Raw genomic sequence first — 17,440 nt, 5'->3', positions numbered from 1 at the left:
GGAACATCGGTGAGGCGGCAGATGAAAATCGGATTGGAAGCTCTGAAGGAGATCGAGGTCGTGCGTCCGCAGGCAGCCGAGAAATTGGCAGAAGAAACGTTGAGAGGAGAAGTCGACGCAGTTGTCGCTTTTCACCAAGGGGACGTCCGTGCCGCCATTACGACGCTGCTGCTGGATTGCCATCATCTCAGACTTCAGCTTGCCCTGAGAGATAAGGACCTGAGCCGCGGCATGGCATGTGAACGGACTACGAGTTTTGAAAGGCGATGAGACATCGTCGCGGTATCGGCCTCGCGCCCCCTGATCGCCACGCCGTCGAAATCGAAGAGGCAACATTGGCGACGTTACCGGAGTGGTTTGTCATTTACGGCCATTGCCGCATATGTCGCCGCCAGATGTTTATCGACCGGCGGGATGTTGCCCGGCGCTGCGGCCAGAACCTGACTCTCGCCGGTCTGGCCAAACGCCTTCAATGCCAAGGATGCGGCAACCGCTCCGGCAATCTGCTGCTCCTTCAAATGCTGCCGCGCGATTGAAAGGAAACCAGCGCGCTTCAAACCGACCGCTTCCACCGGCGGGAACAAACGCCGTGGTTAAAAGTTGTGTGGCATCAACCACGTAACGTCGCCTTGGACAGGAGGTCTCTCATGGGTCGCGGTATTCTACTTTGGCTGCTTGGCGTTCCACTGCCTATCATCATTCTTCTGGCTCTGTTTATGCGATAGGAACGGATCATGTCGGTTTCAGTGACAGGTTCCGGAGAGGTTGCCACTCCGGTCGAATCCTCCAAATCCGCCATGACATGGGGACCCATTTTCGGTGGCGCAGCCGCCGCCATCGGAGTGACCCTCATCCTCCTGCTTCTGGGATCCGGGCTTGGGCTGACGATGGTGTCGCCCTGGTCGGGGCAAAGCAGTTCGCTCGGCACGCTCGGCATCACAGCTGCGATCTGGCTCGTCGTCGTGCAATGGCTCTCCTCCGCACTCGGAGGCTATGTAACCGGCCGCCTGCGCACAAAATGGGCGGCCGTCCACACCGATGAGGTTTTCTTCCGCGACACCGCGCATGGTTTCCTAAGCTGGGCTTTGGCGACCATCTTTGTCGCCGGATTCCTCGCATCGTCGCTGACATCGCTCGCCGGTGCCGGAGCACAGGCGGTGGGATCGGCCGCGCAAGCCGTTGGCTCGACTGCTGCGGTCGCCGGTACGGCTGCAGCAACCTCGTCAACCTCGCCGCTGGATCTTTCCACCGCCTATTTTACCGACGCGTTGCTACGCCCTGATCAGGCGCGCGCGGCAGCGACATCCAACGATGCTGCGGCAACATCGGAAGTCTCCCGCATCCTCCTCAATGGCGCTGCCGAAGGGCAAGTTCCAGATGAGGACAAGGCCTATCTCGCCACTATCGTCTCTGCGCGAACCGGTCTTTCCGAAGCCGATGCGCGCACCCGCGTGGATGCGGTGCTGAAGCGTATCGACGACGCCAAGGCCGCCACCCAGAAGGCTGCCGACGAGGCACGAAAAGCCGCCTCGACCACGGCATTGCTTGGATCCTTGTCGCTTCTGGTCGGCGCTTTCATAGCCGCTGCGGCTGCGGCTCTGGGAGGATCGCAACGCGACGCAGAGGAAGATCTCGTCGTCACTTCCCGGCTCTGATGGATGCACCCATGGGGCGCAAGCTGAATGCTGCGCCCCCTCAGATGGCCCGGCTTTCCGGAGGTTGGATTATCCGCGACCATCCAGGCAATTGTCGCGCAAAAACCAGGCCGGGTTTTGCGGTAACGACATGCAACGCGCTTTGGTTGATGGACACGGCTCCGATCTGCTCCATCTTCCTTTATACGGGCTGTGGAGAGCCGTATGCGCTGGCGCTTTCGAGAGATTTCCGACCTCGCCGTATCATGGGCAGGGCATCATGTGCTTCCTGCCGCGCTGGTCGCGTTCACAGCCACATGGACCGCGGTGGGTTTGAGCTTTTCCTTCCCCCGACAGTGGTTCTTGCTGACCAACATGGTGGGGACACTCATTACATTCTTCATTTTGCTGCTGGTGCAGCACTCCCAAAATCGGGACATGAAGGCGCTGCATACCAAGCTTGACGAACTGATTCGATCGAGTGAGGCAGGAAACCATTGGATTGCGGCGGAGAAGAAAGATGTCGACGCCATTGAAGGCATGCGGCAGCAGCATCGAGACCAGATTTCGGCGAGGCGAACCTGAAGTGCGAAGCAGTTAGTCAGACGTTGCCTCTGCGCCAGATTTCTCCTCCGCCTTCTCCTCCATGCTTTCAGCTTTTTCTGAAAGCGTCTTGCTCATTTCCCTGAGCTCGCCCTCGTCCAGCTTTTCGATGCCGACGAACTTGTTGGCGGCCTGGCTGGTCAAAATGAGCTCGTCGAGCTTGGCCTGCAGAGCCTTTCCGTCACGGTTCTGGCTGTTCTGCAACACAAACACCATCAGAAAGGTGATGATGGTGGTCGTCGTGTTGATCACAAGCTGCCACGTTTCGGAATAATCGAAATACGGCCCGGACACTGCCCAGACGAGGACGAGCGTCAGTGCCGCGACAAAGGTGAACGGCCTTCCCGACAGCTCGGCGACGGCGGTTGCGAAGGAAGAGAAGAAGTTGGATTTGTTCGACATTCAAGAAGGCTCCCGCAGCGTCAATGCTGTCAATCGACAACATCAACTCCAGATCCGGGCGGAAGTTCCTCATGCCGTCGAGCGAGGTCCAGACGGCAGACAGCGCACCAATGCAAGAGATTGCAGGTCAGATGCGTAGGGTTAAACCTGATGGGTGCGACGCGCAATAACGTTATAACTACAGCTGGAACTGCTGCCCACTTCCAGCTGCCACGCATCAGCGTTTCCGCGATTTGGCAACAGCCTGCTTCTGGTGGGTGAGGACCAGTTCGATCTGGACATCTTGCTGAAACTCCATCACCCGCTGGCGGACTTCGCTCTCCGGCATTCCCGCGGCCAGAAGCTGATCGGCAAGTCTGCGGCACTCGGCCTTCCAAAATTCGATCGCGTCCGCACCATGCCGGCGGCCGAGTTCCCGAGCGCAACGCTCGACGTTGGCGGTTCCGGTTGCGGAGGGAAAGGCAATAACCTTGCCTTCGTGAGAGGCGGCGGGGCGGCGGGTCGTTTCAGTGGCCATCGAATACAGGTTTCCTTTGATCCTATATGTTGTCTACGGGACGATGGTTAATGCTTTCTATTCGTTCGCCTCTTTCAATGGCCAGACTCTGCGTCCTGCCGTCAGATCATCGCATCTTCGGCCTTGACGCCGCCACGCCGATGCGCCGACAGTCCCCATCATGATCGAACCTTGAGGCAGCAGAGACCACCGATGACGATAACCACCCCCCGTGATTTCCTGAAAAGCCTGTTCGACGCGGCGGTTCTCGCCGCCGATCCGCTGACCAGCATCAAATCGCACCTGCCGGAGAAACCGAAAGGAAGAACCGTCGTGATTGGCGCCGGCAAGGGCGCGGCGCAGATGGCGCGGGCGCTCGAAAGCGCATGGGACGGACCGATCGAGGGGTTGGTGGTCACGCGATACGGCTATGGCTGCGAAACACGCTTCATCGAGATCATCGAGGCAGCCCACCCGGTGCCCGACGCTGCGGGATTCGCTGCCGCGAGGCGGTTGATGGAAACGGTGAACCGGTTGACGGAAGACGATCTGGTGATCGCGCTGATCTGCGGCGGCGGCTCGGCGCTGCTGCCCGCCCCGCCGGAGGGGTTGACGCTCGAAGACGAGATTGCGCTCAACGAAATGCTGCTTGCTTCGGGCGCGCCGATTTCGGCGATGAATGTGGTGCGCAAACATCTCTCCACCATCAAGGGCGGCAGACTGGCGGCGGCGACGAAAGCGAGACTCGTCAGCCTGATTGTTTCCGACATTCCTGGCGACAACCCGGCCCATGTCGCCTCCGGGCCGACGGTGCCCGACGGTTCAACACGGCACGAAGCGCTGGAGATTATCAGGCAATATGGATTGCAGTTGCCGCAGGCCGCGCTCGACCATCTGAACTCGCCGAAGGCAGATGCACCGCGGCCGGACGATCCGGTATTCCTGCGGCACCAGCATCACATCATCGCCTCTGCCGGTGTTTCGCTGGCGGCGGCGGCCGCCAAGGCGGAATCGCAAGGGATCACGCCGGCAATCCTCTCGGATGCCATCGAAGGCGAATCGCGTGACGTGGCGCTGGTGCATGCGGCCATCGCCCGCGAGGTTCTCGGGCGGAACAGGCCATTCTCGAAGCCGGTCGTCCTCCTGTCCGGCGGCGAGACGACGGTGACGCTGAGAGCCAAGGGCGGCAAGGGCGGGCGCAATGGCGAATTCACCCTTGCCATGGCGCTTGCGATCGATGGGCAAGACGGTATTGATGTGCTCGCTGCCGACACGGACGGGATTGACGGCTCGGAAGACAATGCCGGCGCCTTTGCCGATGGCGGCACGGTGAAGCGTCTGCGAGCCGCCGGGCTCGATCCGCGCCGGCTGCTCGACGGCAATGACAGCTACACGGCGTTCCAGGCGATCGACGATCTCTTCGAGACCGGTCCGACCGGAACCAACGTCAACGATTTCCGAGCGATCCTCATCCATTAGAGCCCATGAACGATTAACCGGCGATCAGGTCTTGATCCGCCCCTGCCCGACCAGCCAGCCGACTGATTCCCGCACCGCCTGCAGAGATGTATATCTCGGGGTATAGCCCAACAGGCGCCGGGCTTTGGCAATCGAGCAGTTCGGACTGCGGGCGATGTGCTCCCATGTCGCCTCCGCGTCCTCGGCCGTCTGGCCTTTCGCCCAAACGTCGAAGGGCGCGAAGGTGAGCTTCGGGTCGCGCCCGAACCATCGCGAGATGGATTCGGCGTAACCGCGAAGCGTCACGGCCTGCTCCGATACCGCATGGAAACTTTCGCCGATCGATGCGTTCCGATTGGCGATCGCATCCATGAACATCGCCGCCACGTCATCGGCATGGACGTGATGAACGGTCTCCAGGCCGAAATTGGGCAGCGCCAGATCCTCTCCGCGGGCCAGGGTCGAAAAGACCTGCAGATTAAAATTGCCGGCCGGATTGAGCGGCGCCCATCCGGGGCCGACAATGTGGCCGGGATGAATGACGGTCGCCGGAAAACCCCGAAGTCTTGCCTGCTGCAGCAGATAGGTCTCGATCGCCGCCTTCTGGATGCCATAGTCACCGAACGGAGACTTCGGCGCTTCCTCCCGTGTCGGCACGGCCACCGGATATCCATGTGTCCAGATCGTGCCGGTATGCAGGAAGTGGCCGACATGCCCTGACAGCGCCGTCACCAGCTGCTCGGCGCTTTCCAGCGTGAAGCAGATCATATCGATGACGATATCGGCTTTCGCTTCCCGCACGGCCGGACCGAAATCACCCTTCCGCTCCATCTCTACCCGGTCCATCTGTCGCTGATCGACAGAGGCCCAGGCGCGGTTTGCCGTATAAGGCTTTGCCGCGCCGCGGCTGATGGTGACGACGTCGTGACCCGCCTCCACTAGACGGGGAATGAGATAGGTTCCGACGTGGCCCGTTGCCCCAATGACCAAAACACGCATTGTCTTCCTCCCGATGGCATGATCCGCTGCGACTATGCTGCTCCGTCCGGCGATCCCGCAAGCAGACTTTTCGCCGCGAATGGGGCAGGCCTGCTATTGGTTCCTGAAAACGAGGCAGGTGCCGCCATGCTTGCGGATCTGGCTGCAGACGTCGTTGGCCTCCATACGTGTCTGCCGGGCGATACGGGCGGCGTAACGCGGGCGGAACCCGAAGCTGCGATCGCGCTGGCGCAAGATCAACGGCTGCTCCGCATTCAATGGCGCCGGCAGATCCTGCACGGCATCGCGAAACATGCGCCGCGCCACCGCCATATCTGCATTCGCCGCCAGCTGGATGCCCCAGGGTGCCCAAATGCCCTCCTGACGCCAAGGCGTGTCCTTCAATATCCGGCTTTCGGCGAGCGCCACGCAGCCTTCGAGGAAGGGCTTGTTCCTGTCCAGCGGGACGGCCGCGTCTTCAGGCGGATTGTCCTTCCACTCCTCGACCGTATGCGCGGTGATCGCCATCACGTAGTTACGCGTCTCGTAGGGTAACCTGCCTGATGTAAGGTAAGTCGCAAGACCATTTTCGCCGGCGTTATAGGCGGCGGCGGCAAGGCCGAGATTGCCGAAACGGTTACGCAACTCGTCGAGATATTGCGCCGATTTCCTCAAGGCTTCCAGCGCCTGATAGCTGTCCTCGAGGCCGCGAAGTTTCGCCGTTCCAGGCATGAACTGCGCAATGCCCTGCGCGCCCTTGAAGCTGACCGCGTCGGGGCGAAACGTGCTTTCGCGCCAGATGAGCCGAGCGAAATAAGCTGGCGGCAACCGACTGGCCTCGGCGAAATGCTCGATCGCATTGCAGAGGTCACGATTGAAACTGTCTTTGCGGATGCAGAGCCTCTCGCCCGATCCCGAGGCCGAGGGTCCCGAATAGAGACAGGCCGGCTCGGCAGCACTCTCTTCCGGCTGAGCTTTCGGCGTGTCGACGGCGGAAAACAGAAAGGAGAGCGAGAGCAAGGCCTTCGCCGATCTCCTCAAAATGCCGGACTGACGCTTTCGCCCTATCATCGGATCTCAGCAGGTTAACTTCCATCGCGACGCTCATGTTAGATAACATCGATCAAGGCGCGAAGCTTCCCCATTTCGCAATGCGGGCATGAAAAAGCCGCCGGGCAATGGCCGCGGCGGCTCCGGGAACGGATTTGAAAGCCGTTTCAGGCCGATGGCTGCTTCGTCTTCCTGAGATAGGGCAGAACCGCATCGAAGGAGCCGAAACGCGCGATCGCGTCGTCGTTGGAAACGGCGGCGGTGATGATGACATCTTCGCCCTGATTCCAGTTCGCCGGCGTCGCCACCTGGTGCTTGGCCGTCAGCTGGATGGAGTCGATGGCGCGCAGGATCTCGTTGAAATTGCGGCCCGTCGTCATCGGATAGGTCAGGATCAGCTTGATCTTCTTATCCGGGCCGATGACGAAGACCGAACGCACCGTCGCGTTGTCGGCAGGCGTGCGGCCTTCGGAGCTGTCGCCGGCGCCAGCCGGCAGCATGTCATAGAGTTTGGCGACCTTCAGGTCCTTATCGCCGATCAGGGGATAATCGACGTCGAAGCCGGTTGCGGTCTTGATATCACCTTTCCACTTGGCATGGCTTTCTACCGGATCGACGGAGATGCCGATGATCTTGACGCCGCGCTTGGAAAACTCGTCAGCGAGGCCGGCCATGGCGCCGAGCTCCGTCGTGCAGACAGGCGTGAAATTCTTCGGGTGCGAGAACAGCACGGCCCAGCCGTTGCCGATCCAATCATGGAAGCTGATCGGTCCCTGTGTCGTGTCGGCGGTGAAATCGGGGGCGATGTCGTTGATACGTAAGCTCATGGTCGGCCCTCCAAAGCCGTTGTCGGGTTTCGTTATCTCAAATGGCGGTCACTGACGCTGGCTGCCGGAGGTTTCGTCGACCGCAATTTACGGATCGCAGCAGCTGCGGACAGAAAACCGTCCCATCCCAAGATCTTCGTCGCATTTCCTTAAGCCATATACCACGAGAACCGAAGGCATTCTCTTCCGATTTGCGGCCGGCGCCCGGTATTATTTTTCCGGCCCTGTCGCGAGAACAAGACCGATCGTCTTTCTATCGGTCGCTGGAGAACCGAAGCCGTAGCAGCGCCGGATCGGCGAGGTCTGCAGTCCGGACCTGCCCGTCAGATCGGCCGCTGGCGGCCGTAAAGCAGGAGCATGCTGATGATGACAGCGCCATAAATGAGTTGGCGGCCTGCTTCCTCGATCTGCATTACAGAAAGGATCGACTGCAGCAGCGTAATCAGGATGACGCCGGCAACTGTCCCGAGATAGGACCCTTTGCCGCCGAGCACGTGAGTGCCGCCGAGGACGACGGCGGCAATCGAGGGCAGCAGATAGGCGTCGCCCATGGATTGCGACGCCTTCGACGCGTAACCCGCCAGCAACACGCCCCCGAGCGCGCTGAGCCCCCCTGACATGACGAAGGCAAGAAGCGTAATGCGGCGTGTGTCGATGCCGGACAGATAGGCGGCGCGCTCACGGTTTCCGATGGCATAAAGCGATCGGCCGAAGGTCGTGCGCGTCAGCAGGAAGACCGCAAGCAGGCCGATCAGGAACCAGACGAGAACGCCATTCGGTAGCCCGGGAACGGTATATCCGGCCGCGAGAAATCGCATGGCCGGCGAGGCCGAATCCTGGGGAGAGAAGCCGCCGGTGTAAACGACCATCAGCCCTTGCGCGACAGCGTTGGTGGCCAAAGTGATGATCATCGAGGGAATTCGGAGGTAAGCGACCGCCACGCCATTGACGAGGCCGATCGCGCATCCGCAGAAAATGCCGAAGGGGATTGCCAGGATCGAACCCGTCGTTCCGTAAGCCGTCGCGGCGCAGGCCATCATCGCGCCTGTGGTCACGACCCACGGGACAGAAAGGTCGATTTGGCCGAGCAGGATAACCGCCATCATGCCGGTGGCGATGACACCGAGGAAGGAGGCCACCTTCAACTGCTGCAGAAGATAATCGGGCGACAGGAAATTCCGCGAATAAATTGAGCCAGCGAGCAGCAGCAGGATGATGCATCCGAAAGCGGTGGCGACCGCCGGATCGACGCCGCGCAGCCGTGCAGGCATTCGAAGCTGCCGTAAAGTAGTTTCCTCGCTCATTGAAACCACTCCAGCCGATTGCGGACCCTCGAAAGGCCGACGCAGCCGATACTGATCGCCAGCATCAACACGACGCCCTGGAAAAGGGGCTGCCAAAGCGGATCGAAATCGAAGACGAACAGCAGGTCGCCGATCGTGCGGAATGCCAAGGCTCCGAAGACGGCGCCGACGGCACTTCCCTTGCCGCCAGCGAGGGAAACGCCGCCGAGCACCACCGCCGCAATCGAATAGAGTGTGTAGGCGTTGCCGCTCGCCAGGGCCGCTTCGCCGGTATAGGAGAAGAAGGTGAGATAGAGCCCGCCGATCGCCGAAAGGAGCCCGGCCAAGGCATAGGCGGCAAGTTTTGCCCGCTTGACCGGCATCGCCGACATGAAGGCGGCATTCTCGGCCGACCCGACGGCATAGGCTGCCCTGCCTATCGTCGAGCGGCTGAACGGTATCCAGATGACGATGATGACTGCGAGAAGGACGGTGAGGCTTGCCGGAACGATCCCGAAAAGCTTCGAGGTGAACGCATCGGCCAGATCCTCGTTGACCGAGCCTCCGGGAGTCGGCCGCAGCAATAGCGCCAAGCCGTAGAAAATCGCGCTGGTCGCAATCGTCGTGACAATCGGCTGCAGCCGGCCGAAGATAATAATGAGCCCGTTCAGCATGCCGCAGCCGAGTCCGGCAAACAGCACCACGACGACGCCCGCCGCCGTCTCCAGCGGCGTTCCGACGACCAGCCAGGAGGCAATGCAATTGCAGAGGACCAAAACCATGCCGGCCGAAAGGTCAATGCCGGCGGTGATGACGACCAGGCACTGGGCCATCGCTACAAAGGCAAGCAGCGTCGCCTTATTCGATGCCGTCTGCACGACATTGGGGGTGAAACCCGCCGGGTGGTTCGAAACGTAGAGGGCGAACATGGCGATGAAGAGCAGTGCGGCAAACAACGTCCCCTTCTGTTGCGCATACCAAAACCGTCGTTCGCCGAAAGCCAGTCTTGTCATGGCGCTGTCCTTTGTTGTGCGTGGTCGCCGCCGATATTGAGCGCGGCGCCGATCAACTCATGTTCGTTGATATCGGCGCCTTCAAGCTCGCGGACAATGCTTCCATCATACATGACGAGTACCCGGTCGCAGCATCCGATCAGTTCGTCATAGTCGGTGGAGTAGAAGATGATGGCCGCTCCGGCATCCGCAAGCTTGCGCAGCAGCAGATAGATTTCCTGCTTGGTGCCGACGTCTATGCCGCGCGTCGGATCGTTGAGCAGGATGATGCGCGGCCGGTTCATCAGCCATTTGGCGATGACCACCTTCTGCTGGTTGCCGCCTGAGAGGCCTGCAACGGGCATGTCGATCGTCGCAGCCTTGATTGCCAGAAGCTTGAACAGTTCGTCGATTTCGCGACGCTCTGCCGTCCGATCAATGACGCCATTACGCGAAACGCGGTCGAGGGCTGCAATCGAGAGGTTCTCGCGCACGGTCATTGGCAGCATCAACCCTTCGGTCTTCCTGTCCTCGGGGATCAACGCCATGGATATGCCGCCAGACTTGGCATGACGGGGACTCTTCAGTCTGACCGGCATGCCGTCGATCGCGATCTCCCCTTTCAGGTCACGCAGCACGCCGAAGAAGGCCAGCAGCAAATCGCGCTGCCCCTGGCCGTCCAGCCCGCCGAGGCCGACGATCTCGCCGGGCCTGATGTCGAAAGTGATGCCGGAGAGCCGATCGCCCCAGGAAAGATCGCGGCAGGAAAGGATCGGTTTTTTCTCCGGTCGATGCGCGGGCTTCGGCGGGAAGACATTGGTGTATTCACGGCCGATCATCAGTTCGACTACCTGCTGATCGCTCTTGGTGCCCGCCGGGTAGGATTCGATGCTGCGGCCGTTGCGGAACACCGTGCAGTCATCGGCCAGCTGGGCGATTTCGTGCATGCGGTGAGAGATGTAGATAAGCGCCATCCCTTCGGCGCGCAGGCGCTTCAGTACGGCGAAGACCTTTTCGACATCCGCCTGCGTCAGCGCCGACGTAGCCTCATCGAGGATCATCAGTCGCGGCTCGCGGGCAAGTGCCTTGGCAATCTCCACCATTTGCCGTCGAGACAAGGGTAGCTCTTTGACCAATACTGAAGGATGGATATCGGACGCGCCGGCGCGAGCCAGCGCTTCCTCGGCTATCTTGCGCTGCTTGTGCCGGTCTATCATGCCGAACCTCTGTGGCGGATGGCTGATGACGATGTTATCGGCGACAGAGAGATCGGGAATGAGCGAAAGCTCTTGGAAAACGCACACGATGCCCGCGGCGTTGGCGGCCGCCGGCGAGGCAAAGGTGACCTCCTTGCCATCAAGCAGCATGTGTCCTTCGTCCGGCGCCACGACGCCCGCCATGATCTTGATCAGTGTGGACTTGCCGGCGCCGTTCTCGCCAAGGACGGCATGAATCGCCCCTGGCCGAATGGCGATATGGGCATCCTTAAGCGCGACGGCTCCGCCATAACGCTTCGATATGCCTTCCATGCGGAAAATCGGTTCGGACAAAGTCATGCGTCCAGCCTCCGTTCGCTCTGTCGTGGCCAGATTGCGGGTGCGAACACCCGCAATCATATCCGAGGAAGGCTGCTATTGGTTCTCTTTGGTCTGCCCCATGATTTCCTGGGCGGTAAAATTGATGCCGCAGGTCGGGAAGGAATTGCCGACGAAGAAGTTGTCGGATTGAGTTGGATAATAATCCTGACCATCCTTGAAATCCGGGTCAGAAACCAGCGCTGTCGGCAGCTTGATCGCCTGTGGCACGACCTGGCCCTCAAGTGCCGCGATCGCGGTCTTGATGGCGACGGCGACCTGGGCCGGTCCCGTGCCGGCGGACGAACATTTCAAGCCGTCGGCGGCATGGGCGGCGCAGAATTTGCGGAAACCGTTTTCCGTCTCACCGCCGAAAGGAACAAAGGGATGTTTGGCATCGATCATCGCCTGCACGACGCCGGTATCACCGCCCTGGGCAGTGATACCGTCGAACGGGCCGTTGGTGGCGATGGCATCGGCCGCCGCCTTCTGAGCAACGCCGTCATCCCATTTTCCGACCACTTCGGTCACGGTGAATTTCTTGCCGGAGGCGTCCAGGGTCTCATGGATGCCATTGTGACGATCCGTGTCCACCGAAGTGCCGGCGACGCCGCGCACTTCCAGCACCTTGCCGCCATTCGGCAGATGCTTGATCAGCCAGTCTGCCCAGATGACGCCGAGCCCCTTCTGATCGACGTTGACGTTGATCGCGTCCTTGGTGTCAAGAATGTTGTCGAAGGCAACGAGGATCACACCGGCCTGTTTGGCGCGCTTGATCACCGGGCCGAAGGCGGTGGGATTTTGAGCGTTCACCACGATGGCGTCATAACCGGCATCGATGAAGTTGTTGATCGCGGAGATCTGTGCCGGCACGTCCTCGCCGGTCGAAACAACCTTGAATTCCTTGAGCTTGGCCGCGACATCCGGTTGAGCGGCATAGGCCTTGGCCGTCTGCACCATCTGGATACGCCAAGTATTGGCGATATAGCCGTTCGCCAGCGCGATACGATAGGGGCCGTCCTTCTTCGGATACTGCAGGAACTGTGTGTCCGCTGCCCAGGGCACCATGCATCCGGGGTCGGCGGCGGGACCGGATACGACCTTTGGCTCCGCGCTGGCCGCGCCACAGAGCAAGGCAAATGCGGACGCAGAAAACGCGGCAATACGGGCGAGTTTTGCTTTCTTCACCTTACGCATGAATGTTTTCCTCCTCCGGCGAACTGAGCCGCCTCTTCTATGCTTCTAAATGTGCATATTTGGCCCGGAAATATTCCATCCCTATTTTTCCGGTACATTTCAAATTAACATAGCTGACAGCGCTGTCAAATCGCATTTGTTAGCGCTATCAACTATAGTTGTGGCAATGTTGTTTGCCATGAGAGAATATGAAATCTGATTTTTCAAACGAGCGGCGGAACTCCATGCGGCGGATAACCCTTGATGACGTTGCCAATCTCGCGGGTGTCAGCCCGATTACTGTTTCGAGAGTATTACGCAAGCCTCATGCGGTCTCGCCAGCCCTGCGGCTGCGCGTCGACGCCGCCATCAAGGAACTCGGCTATGTCCCCAATATAGCCGCAAGCCGCCTCGCCTCCGCGCGCACGCATGCGATCGGCGTCATTGTTCCGACCCTCTACAACGTCATCTTCGCGGAATATCTGTTTGCGCTTCACGACGTCCTGGTCGCCGCGGGCTTCCAGGTAATCGTCGTCAATAGCCGCTATTCCGAGATCGAGGAGGAAAACGCCATCAAGGCGCTTCTCGGCCAGGGGGTAGAGGCGATCATCATCACTGGTACTCATCACACGCCACTATCGCGGCAGCTTCTGGCACAAGCGCATCTTCCCGTGGTCGAGACCTTCGAGCTTTCGGCGGATCCGATCGATCTCAATATCGGCATGTCGCAGGAACAAGCCGGGCAGACCGCCACGCAACATCTGATCGAACGCGGCCTACGCCGGATCGCGTTCCTCACCGGCAATCTCGATCACCGTGCTCAGTCGCGCTTCGACGGCTACCGAGCGGCGATGCAGCAGGCCGATTTGCCGAATATGCAGATCATCGCCGAGAAGCCGCGCTACAGCTCCGTCGCGCTCGGCTCCAATCTCTTCGCCATCACGTGTGCCGGCGGCGAGGTTCCGGAGGCGATCTTCTGCACGGATGACAATCTGGCGCTCGGCGCCATGCAGGAGTGCCGCAAACGCGGCATTCGGGTGCCGGACGACATAGCGATCATGGGATTTCATGATCTCGAATTTGCCGCCTGCGCCGCACCGTCCCTCTCTTCGGTCCTGACCCGCCGCTTCGAAACCGGAAAACTGGCCGCTGAAAAGGTGCTGACCGCGCTCACCTCCTCCGTCGCATCCAAAGGGCAGCAGATTGATCTTGGCTACGCCTTAATTCCGCGCGAAAGCACCGCAACATGATTATAATTTGTGCAGCGTTTTCTTGCGCACATTTTTCGGGCGTACATCTTGCAAAAATTGCTGCAGCGCGTCATAAATTGTACCAATGACGCATCGCGATCTGACAATTCTGGTGATCGACGAAAATGCCATACGCGCCTCCATCATCGAGGAAGGACTGCGCGAGGCAGGGCATGCGCGCGTCACCGTGGTGCATGAGGTCAACGGCATCGCGCGAACGATCGAAACGCTGATGCCTGACGTGATCATCATCGATATCGAAAATCCCAACCGCGATATGATGGAACATCTGTTCCAGCTGACGCGCACGGTCAGCCGCCCGATCGCCATGTTTGTCGATCGCTCCGATACGGCGTCGATCGAGGCCGCCGTCGACGCCGGCGTCTCGGCCTATATCGTCGACGGATTGAAGAAGGAGCGAGTCAAGCCGATCCTCGACATGGCCGTCAGCCGCTTCAATGCCTTCAGCCGGCTGCGGCGCGAACTCGCCGATGCCCGCTCGGCGCTTGAAGAACGCAAGCTCATCGAGCGCGCCAAGGGCATACTCATGAAAATGCGCGGCCTCTCCGAGGAAGAGGCCTTCGCCCTGCTGCGCCAGACGGCAATGAACGAAAAGAAGAAGATGTCGGAGATCGCTCAGAGCGTCGTCACCGCCGCGGGGCTTTTGATGTAATGGCCGATATTGCGAGTTTCCGGAGGACACCGGAGTGGATATGATGACGAAGACCGCCAATTCCGGCGGGCTGCCCTTGCCCGCACGTGTGAACAACGAAGGCGCGAAGGTGCTGCGGGCGGGGTTCATTCCGCTTGTCGACGCATCAGTGCTGATTGCGGCGACAGAATTCGGTTTTGCACGGAAAGAAGGCCTGACCCTCGATCTCGTCAAGGACGTTTCCTGGGCGAATGTTCGCGACCGCCTGGCGTTTCGCCAGTTCGACATCGCCCATATGCTTTCGCCGATGCCGGTCGCTTCGATGCTCGGCCTCGGTTCCAACCCGTCGCCGACGATCACGCCTTTTTCGTTGGGGCGCGGCGGCAATGCCATCACCCTGTCGGCCCGGCTCTTCGAGAGGATGCGCGAGGACGCCCGCTTGCCGGAAACGGCAGGCGCGCTCGCCAATGCCTGCGCCTTGGCAAAGACATTGGCGATAATGAAGGCACGCGAAGAGCCGCTGCCGACCTTCGGCGTTACCTATCCCTTCTCTTCCCATAATTACGAATTCCGTTACTGGCTGGCGGCGGGCGGCATCGATCCCGACAAGGACGTCAAGCTCGTCGTCGTGCCGCCGCCGATGACGTCCGACGCGCTGGCGGCCGGTGCGATCGACGGGTTCTGTGTAGGCGCCCCGTGGAATATGGTTGCCTCTGAGCGCGGGCTCGGCCGTATCGTCGCCGCCAAGCAGGATATTTGGCCCTCGGCTCCTGAAAAGGTGATCGGCATGCGGCCGGATTGGGCCGAAAGCCATCCCGAAACCGTTTCCCGATTGATCGTGGCGCTCGACGCTGCAGCGCGTTGGTGCGACCGCTCGGACAATCACGACGCGTTGGCGGCCGCCCTTGCCGATCCCCGTTACATCGCCGCCCCGGTAAACATCATCCGCAGCGTTCTCGCCGGCGAATTCAACCTCGATGCCAGGAGCAACCGCCGCGTCATCCCCGATTATTTCCAGTTCCATTCCGGTTTCGCCAACTATCCGAGGCCGAGCCATGCCCTCTGGATTTACAGCCAGATGATTCGCTGGGGGCAGGCCGAGACCAGCCTCAACAAGGCACGGGCCGCCACCTCCGCCTACCGCCCGGACCTCTATCGCGCAGCTCTAGGCGACAACAACGCGCCTGTTGACGCCGATATTCGCATCGAAGGCGGCGAAGAGAACGATCGCTTCATGGATGGTCGGATCTTCGATCCCGCAGAGCTGCCGGATTATGTCGCGGGCTTTGCCGTCAGGAGTACCCTGCCCTTCTTCACCGGCAACGACGAAAGCTGATGCCAGACCTGCCTGCACAAAACGCCAGCACGGATCGGCGCTCGCCCTATCGCAACGCACAAAAGATTTGCACTTCTGCCGCTGCTCGAAAAACAGGCAAGGCCAAAATCTCCCTCGAAGAGCTTTTATTTCAAAGACTTGAGCAACACGCAGAAAATTGGCACGCGGTTTGCATTGCTTGTATTGCACAGATCAACGACGATCGGGGCAAGGGCACACGCAGGCGCTCATCAAGACACGGGCTACGTTGCGACATGCAAAGCAAACGGTAGTCGATCAAATTTTCGGCAACCCGGTCTTCGGGTTGCTTTGAGGTAGATAGGCCGGAAGGCCAATGATTGGGCGTCCAACGGCGGACGCCGCCAGCAAAGCCGCTGATCAGGATATTCGCGCGCCTCGTGCAAGCGCGTCCTGACCAGCGGCTTTTTTGTTTTAACCCCCAGCAATGGATCGGCACGACCTTGTCGGGCCACGGAGAAGCTATGTCTGCCATTGAGAAAGTGCAGCCCATGTCAGCCGGCGAACCAGCCAAAGCACTGTGGATCTCCACTGTGGCCTTCACCCTCTGTTTTGCCGTGTGGACGATCTTCGCGATCATCGGCATCCGCATCAAACAGGAACTCGGGCTGAACGAGGCCGAGTTCGGCCTGCTGATCGGCACGCCCGTGCTCACAGGTTCGATCGTCCGCATCGTTCTCGGCATCTGGACAGGGCGTTACGGCGGCCGTCTCGTTTACACGCTGACGATGCTTGCCGCCGCATTGGCGACGTTCCTGCTTTCCTACGCTCACACCTACACGCAGATGCTGATCGCCGGCCTCGGTGTCGGTCTCGCCGGCGGCTCCTTCGCAGTCGGCGTCGCCTATGTCTCGCCTTTCTTCCCGGCGGAGAAGCAGGGGACGGCGCTCGGCATCTTCGGCGCCGGCAATGTCGGCGCGGCCGTCACCAAATTCGCGGCCCCCTTCGTTCTGCTCGCATGGGGCTGGCAGGCGGTTGCCGAGATCTGGGCCGTCGGCCTGGCGCTGATGGCAATCGTCTTCTGGTTCACCACATCAGATGACCCTGCCTTCCGGCTGCGCCGCAACCGCGGCGTCGCCTCCAAGAGCCTGGCCGAGGAATTCGCGCCGCTGCAGAACGTTCAGGTCTGGCGCTTCTCGCTCTATTATTTCTTCGCCTTCGGCGGCTTCGTCGCCCTTTCATTGTGGCTGCCGCGCTATCTCGTCGGCGTCTACGGCTTCAACCTGGAAACGGCCGGCATGATCGCGGCCGCCTACTCCATCCCGGGCAGCATCTTCCGCGCCTTCGGCGGCGTGCTGTCGGACAAGAAGGGCGCGCGCAGCGTCATGTACGCGATGTTTGCCGTGTCGGCTGTGGCCACCCTCATCCTTTCGCTGCCGGCCACAGCGATCACTCCGGTCATCTTCATCGTCGTCATCTTCGCGCTCGGCTTCTTCATGAGCCTCGGCAAGGCCGCCGTCTACAAGCACATTCCGGCCTACTACCCCGACAGCGTCGGCGCCGTCGGCGGCATCGTCGGCATGATGGGCGGGCTCGGCGGCTTCATCCTGCCGATCACCTTTGGCCTCCTCAAGGATATGACCGGCCTTTGGTCCAGCTGTTTCCTGCTGCTTTTCGCGATCGTCGCGATCTCGCTCATCTGGATGCACCTGTCCGTCAAGCAATTGTCGCGCGAGGGGCACTCCGCGCCCGTGGCTGCAACCTGATCTAA

The 17,440-nt window shown here is 60.5% G+C and carries 18 protein-coding genes; 8 read left to right on the top strand and 10 right to left on the bottom strand.

The annotated features are described in order from the left end of the window. Positions 1 to 21: 21 nt before the first annotated feature. Entirely contained in the window at positions 22 to 270 is a 249-nt protein-coding gene (locus HJC00_RS26350) for a hypothetical protein (RefSeq protein ID WP_405047657.1), read from the top strand. Positions 271 to 344: 74 nt separating this feature from the next. Here HJC00_RS26350 and HJC00_RS33060 read toward each other — a convergent pair whose 3' ends face one another. Continuing rightward, positions 345 to 557, bottom strand: a complete 213-nt coding sequence (locus tag HJC00_RS33060; RefSeq protein ID WP_210628146.1) for a hypothetical protein — start codon at positions 555 to 557, stop codon at positions 345 to 347. Between the two features lie 177 nt (positions 558 to 734). Between HJC00_RS33060 and HJC00_RS26340 the strand changes: the two genes are divergently transcribed. Next, positions 735 to 1,655 (top strand): hypothetical protein, encoded by a 921-nt coding sequence (locus HJC00_RS26340; RefSeq protein ID WP_210628147.1) that lies wholly within the window; start codon positions 735 to 737, stop codon positions 1,653 to 1,655. Between the two features lie 204 nt (positions 1,656 to 1,859). Further along, a complete protein-coding gene (locus HJC00_RS26335; protein WP_210628148.1) occupies positions 1,860 to 2,219 on the top strand; it encodes a low affinity iron permease family protein in 360 nt (119 codons plus the stop codon). 12 nt (positions 2,220 to 2,231) lie between these two features. Here HJC00_RS26335 and HJC00_RS26330 read toward each other — a convergent pair whose 3' ends face one another. Both HJC00_RS26330 and HJC00_RS26325 read right to left on the bottom strand, forming a co-directional pair. Then, positions 2,232 to 2,639 carry a low affinity iron permease family protein gene (locus tag HJC00_RS26330; RefSeq protein ID WP_210628149.1) on the bottom strand — a complete coding sequence of 136 codons (408 nt, stop codon included), beginning with the start codon at positions 2,637 to 2,639 and terminating at the stop codon, positions 2,232 to 2,234. A 217-nt stretch (positions 2,640 to 2,856) separates the two neighbouring features. Further along, the gene (locus HJC00_RS26325) at positions 2,857 to 3,156 is read right to left on the bottom strand and encodes a DUF6074 family protein (protein WP_210628150.1); all 300 of its coding nucleotides are present in this window, start codon (positions 3,154 to 3,156) and stop codon (positions 2,857 to 2,859) included. 192 nt (positions 3,157 to 3,348) lie between these two features. Between HJC00_RS26325 and HJC00_RS26320 the strand changes: the two genes are divergently transcribed. Continuing rightward, a complete protein-coding gene (locus HJC00_RS26320) occupies positions 3,349 to 4,614 on the top strand; it encodes a glycerate kinase (protein ID WP_221164824.1) in 1,266 nt (421 codons plus the stop codon). A gap of 24 nt (positions 4,615 to 4,638) precedes the next feature. Here the strand turns inward: HJC00_RS26320 and HJC00_RS26315 are convergent, their stop codons facing one another. From HJC00_RS26315 to HJC00_RS26285, 7 genes are all read right to left on the bottom strand, one after another. Next, positions 4,639 to 5,592, bottom strand: coding sequence for an NAD(P)-dependent oxidoreductase (locus HJC00_RS26315; RefSeq protein WP_221146530.1), 954 nt, complete (start codon positions 5,590 to 5,592; stop codon positions 4,639 to 4,641). Between the two features lie 93 nt (positions 5,593 to 5,685). Then, positions 5,686 to 6,642 carry a lytic transglycosylase domain-containing protein gene (locus tag HJC00_RS26310; protein WP_221154919.1) on the bottom strand — a complete coding sequence of 319 codons (957 nt, stop codon included), beginning with the start codon at positions 6,640 to 6,642 and terminating at the stop codon, positions 5,686 to 5,688. Between the two features lie 146 nt (positions 6,643 to 6,788). Continuing rightward, positions 6,789 to 7,448 carry a peroxiredoxin gene (locus HJC00_RS26305; protein WP_221164823.1) on the bottom strand — a complete coding sequence of 220 codons (660 nt, stop codon included), beginning with the start codon at positions 7,446 to 7,448 and terminating at the stop codon, positions 6,789 to 6,791. 323 nt (positions 7,449 to 7,771) lie between these two features. Beyond that, positions 7,772 to 8,752, bottom strand: coding sequence for an ABC transporter permease (locus HJC00_RS26300; RefSeq protein ID WP_210628155.1), 981 nt, complete (start codon positions 8,750 to 8,752; stop codon positions 7,772 to 7,774). After that, positions 8,749 to 9,744 carry an ABC transporter permease gene (locus HJC00_RS26295; protein ID WP_210628156.1) on the bottom strand — a complete coding sequence of 332 codons (996 nt, stop codon included), beginning with the start codon at positions 9,742 to 9,744 and terminating at the stop codon, positions 8,749 to 8,751. Before HJC00_RS26295 ends, HJC00_RS26300 begins: the two co-directional genes overlap by 4 nt. Continuing rightward, on the bottom strand, positions 9,741 to 11,279 hold the full coding sequence (locus HJC00_RS26290; protein WP_221122775.1) for a sugar ABC transporter ATP-binding protein: 1,539 nt from the start codon (positions 11,277 to 11,279) through the stop codon (positions 9,741 to 9,743). Before HJC00_RS26290 ends, HJC00_RS26295 begins: the two co-directional genes overlap by 4 nt. A gap of 75 nt (positions 11,280 to 11,354) precedes the next feature. Further along, positions 11,355 to 12,494, bottom strand: coding sequence for a sugar ABC transporter substrate-binding protein (locus HJC00_RS26285; RefSeq protein ID WP_210628158.1), 1,140 nt, complete (start codon positions 12,492 to 12,494; stop codon positions 11,355 to 11,357). A 224-nt stretch (positions 12,495 to 12,718) separates the two neighbouring features. On the opposite strand from HJC00_RS26285, the gene HJC00_RS26280 reads away from it, so the two are divergent. From HJC00_RS26280 to HJC00_RS26265, 4 genes are all read left to right on the top strand, one after another. Next, on the top strand, positions 12,719 to 13,723 hold the full coding sequence (locus HJC00_RS26280; protein ID WP_221122774.1) for a LacI family DNA-binding transcriptional regulator: 1,005 nt from the start codon (positions 12,719 to 12,721) through the stop codon (positions 13,721 to 13,723). A gap of 85 nt (positions 13,724 to 13,808) precedes the next feature. Continuing rightward, on the top strand, positions 13,809 to 14,396 hold the full coding sequence (locus tag HJC00_RS26275; protein WP_011425077.1) for an ANTAR domain-containing response regulator: 588 nt from the start codon (positions 13,809 to 13,811) through the stop codon (positions 14,394 to 14,396). A gap of 34 nt (positions 14,397 to 14,430) precedes the next feature. Continuing rightward, a complete protein-coding gene (locus HJC00_RS26270; RefSeq protein ID WP_221122773.1) occupies positions 14,431 to 15,711 on the top strand; it encodes a CmpA/NrtA family ABC transporter substrate-binding protein in 1,281 nt (426 codons plus the stop codon). Between the two features lie 482 nt (positions 15,712 to 16,193). After that, positions 16,194 to 17,435 (top strand): nitrate/nitrite transporter, encoded by a 1,242-nt coding sequence (locus tag HJC00_RS26265; RefSeq protein ID WP_221122772.1) that lies wholly within the window; start codon positions 16,194 to 16,196, stop codon positions 17,433 to 17,435. The last annotated feature ends 5 nt before the right edge of the window (positions 17,436 to 17,440 follow it).

It is taken from the genome of Rhizobium sp. NLR22b, assembly GCF_019685295.1.
GTDB lineage: Bacteria > Pseudomonadota > Alphaproteobacteria > Rhizobiales > Rhizobiaceae > Rhizobium.
The sequence above is the reverse complement of the archived record's forward strand: the minus strand, read 5'-3'. Positions and strand labels throughout refer to the sequence as shown.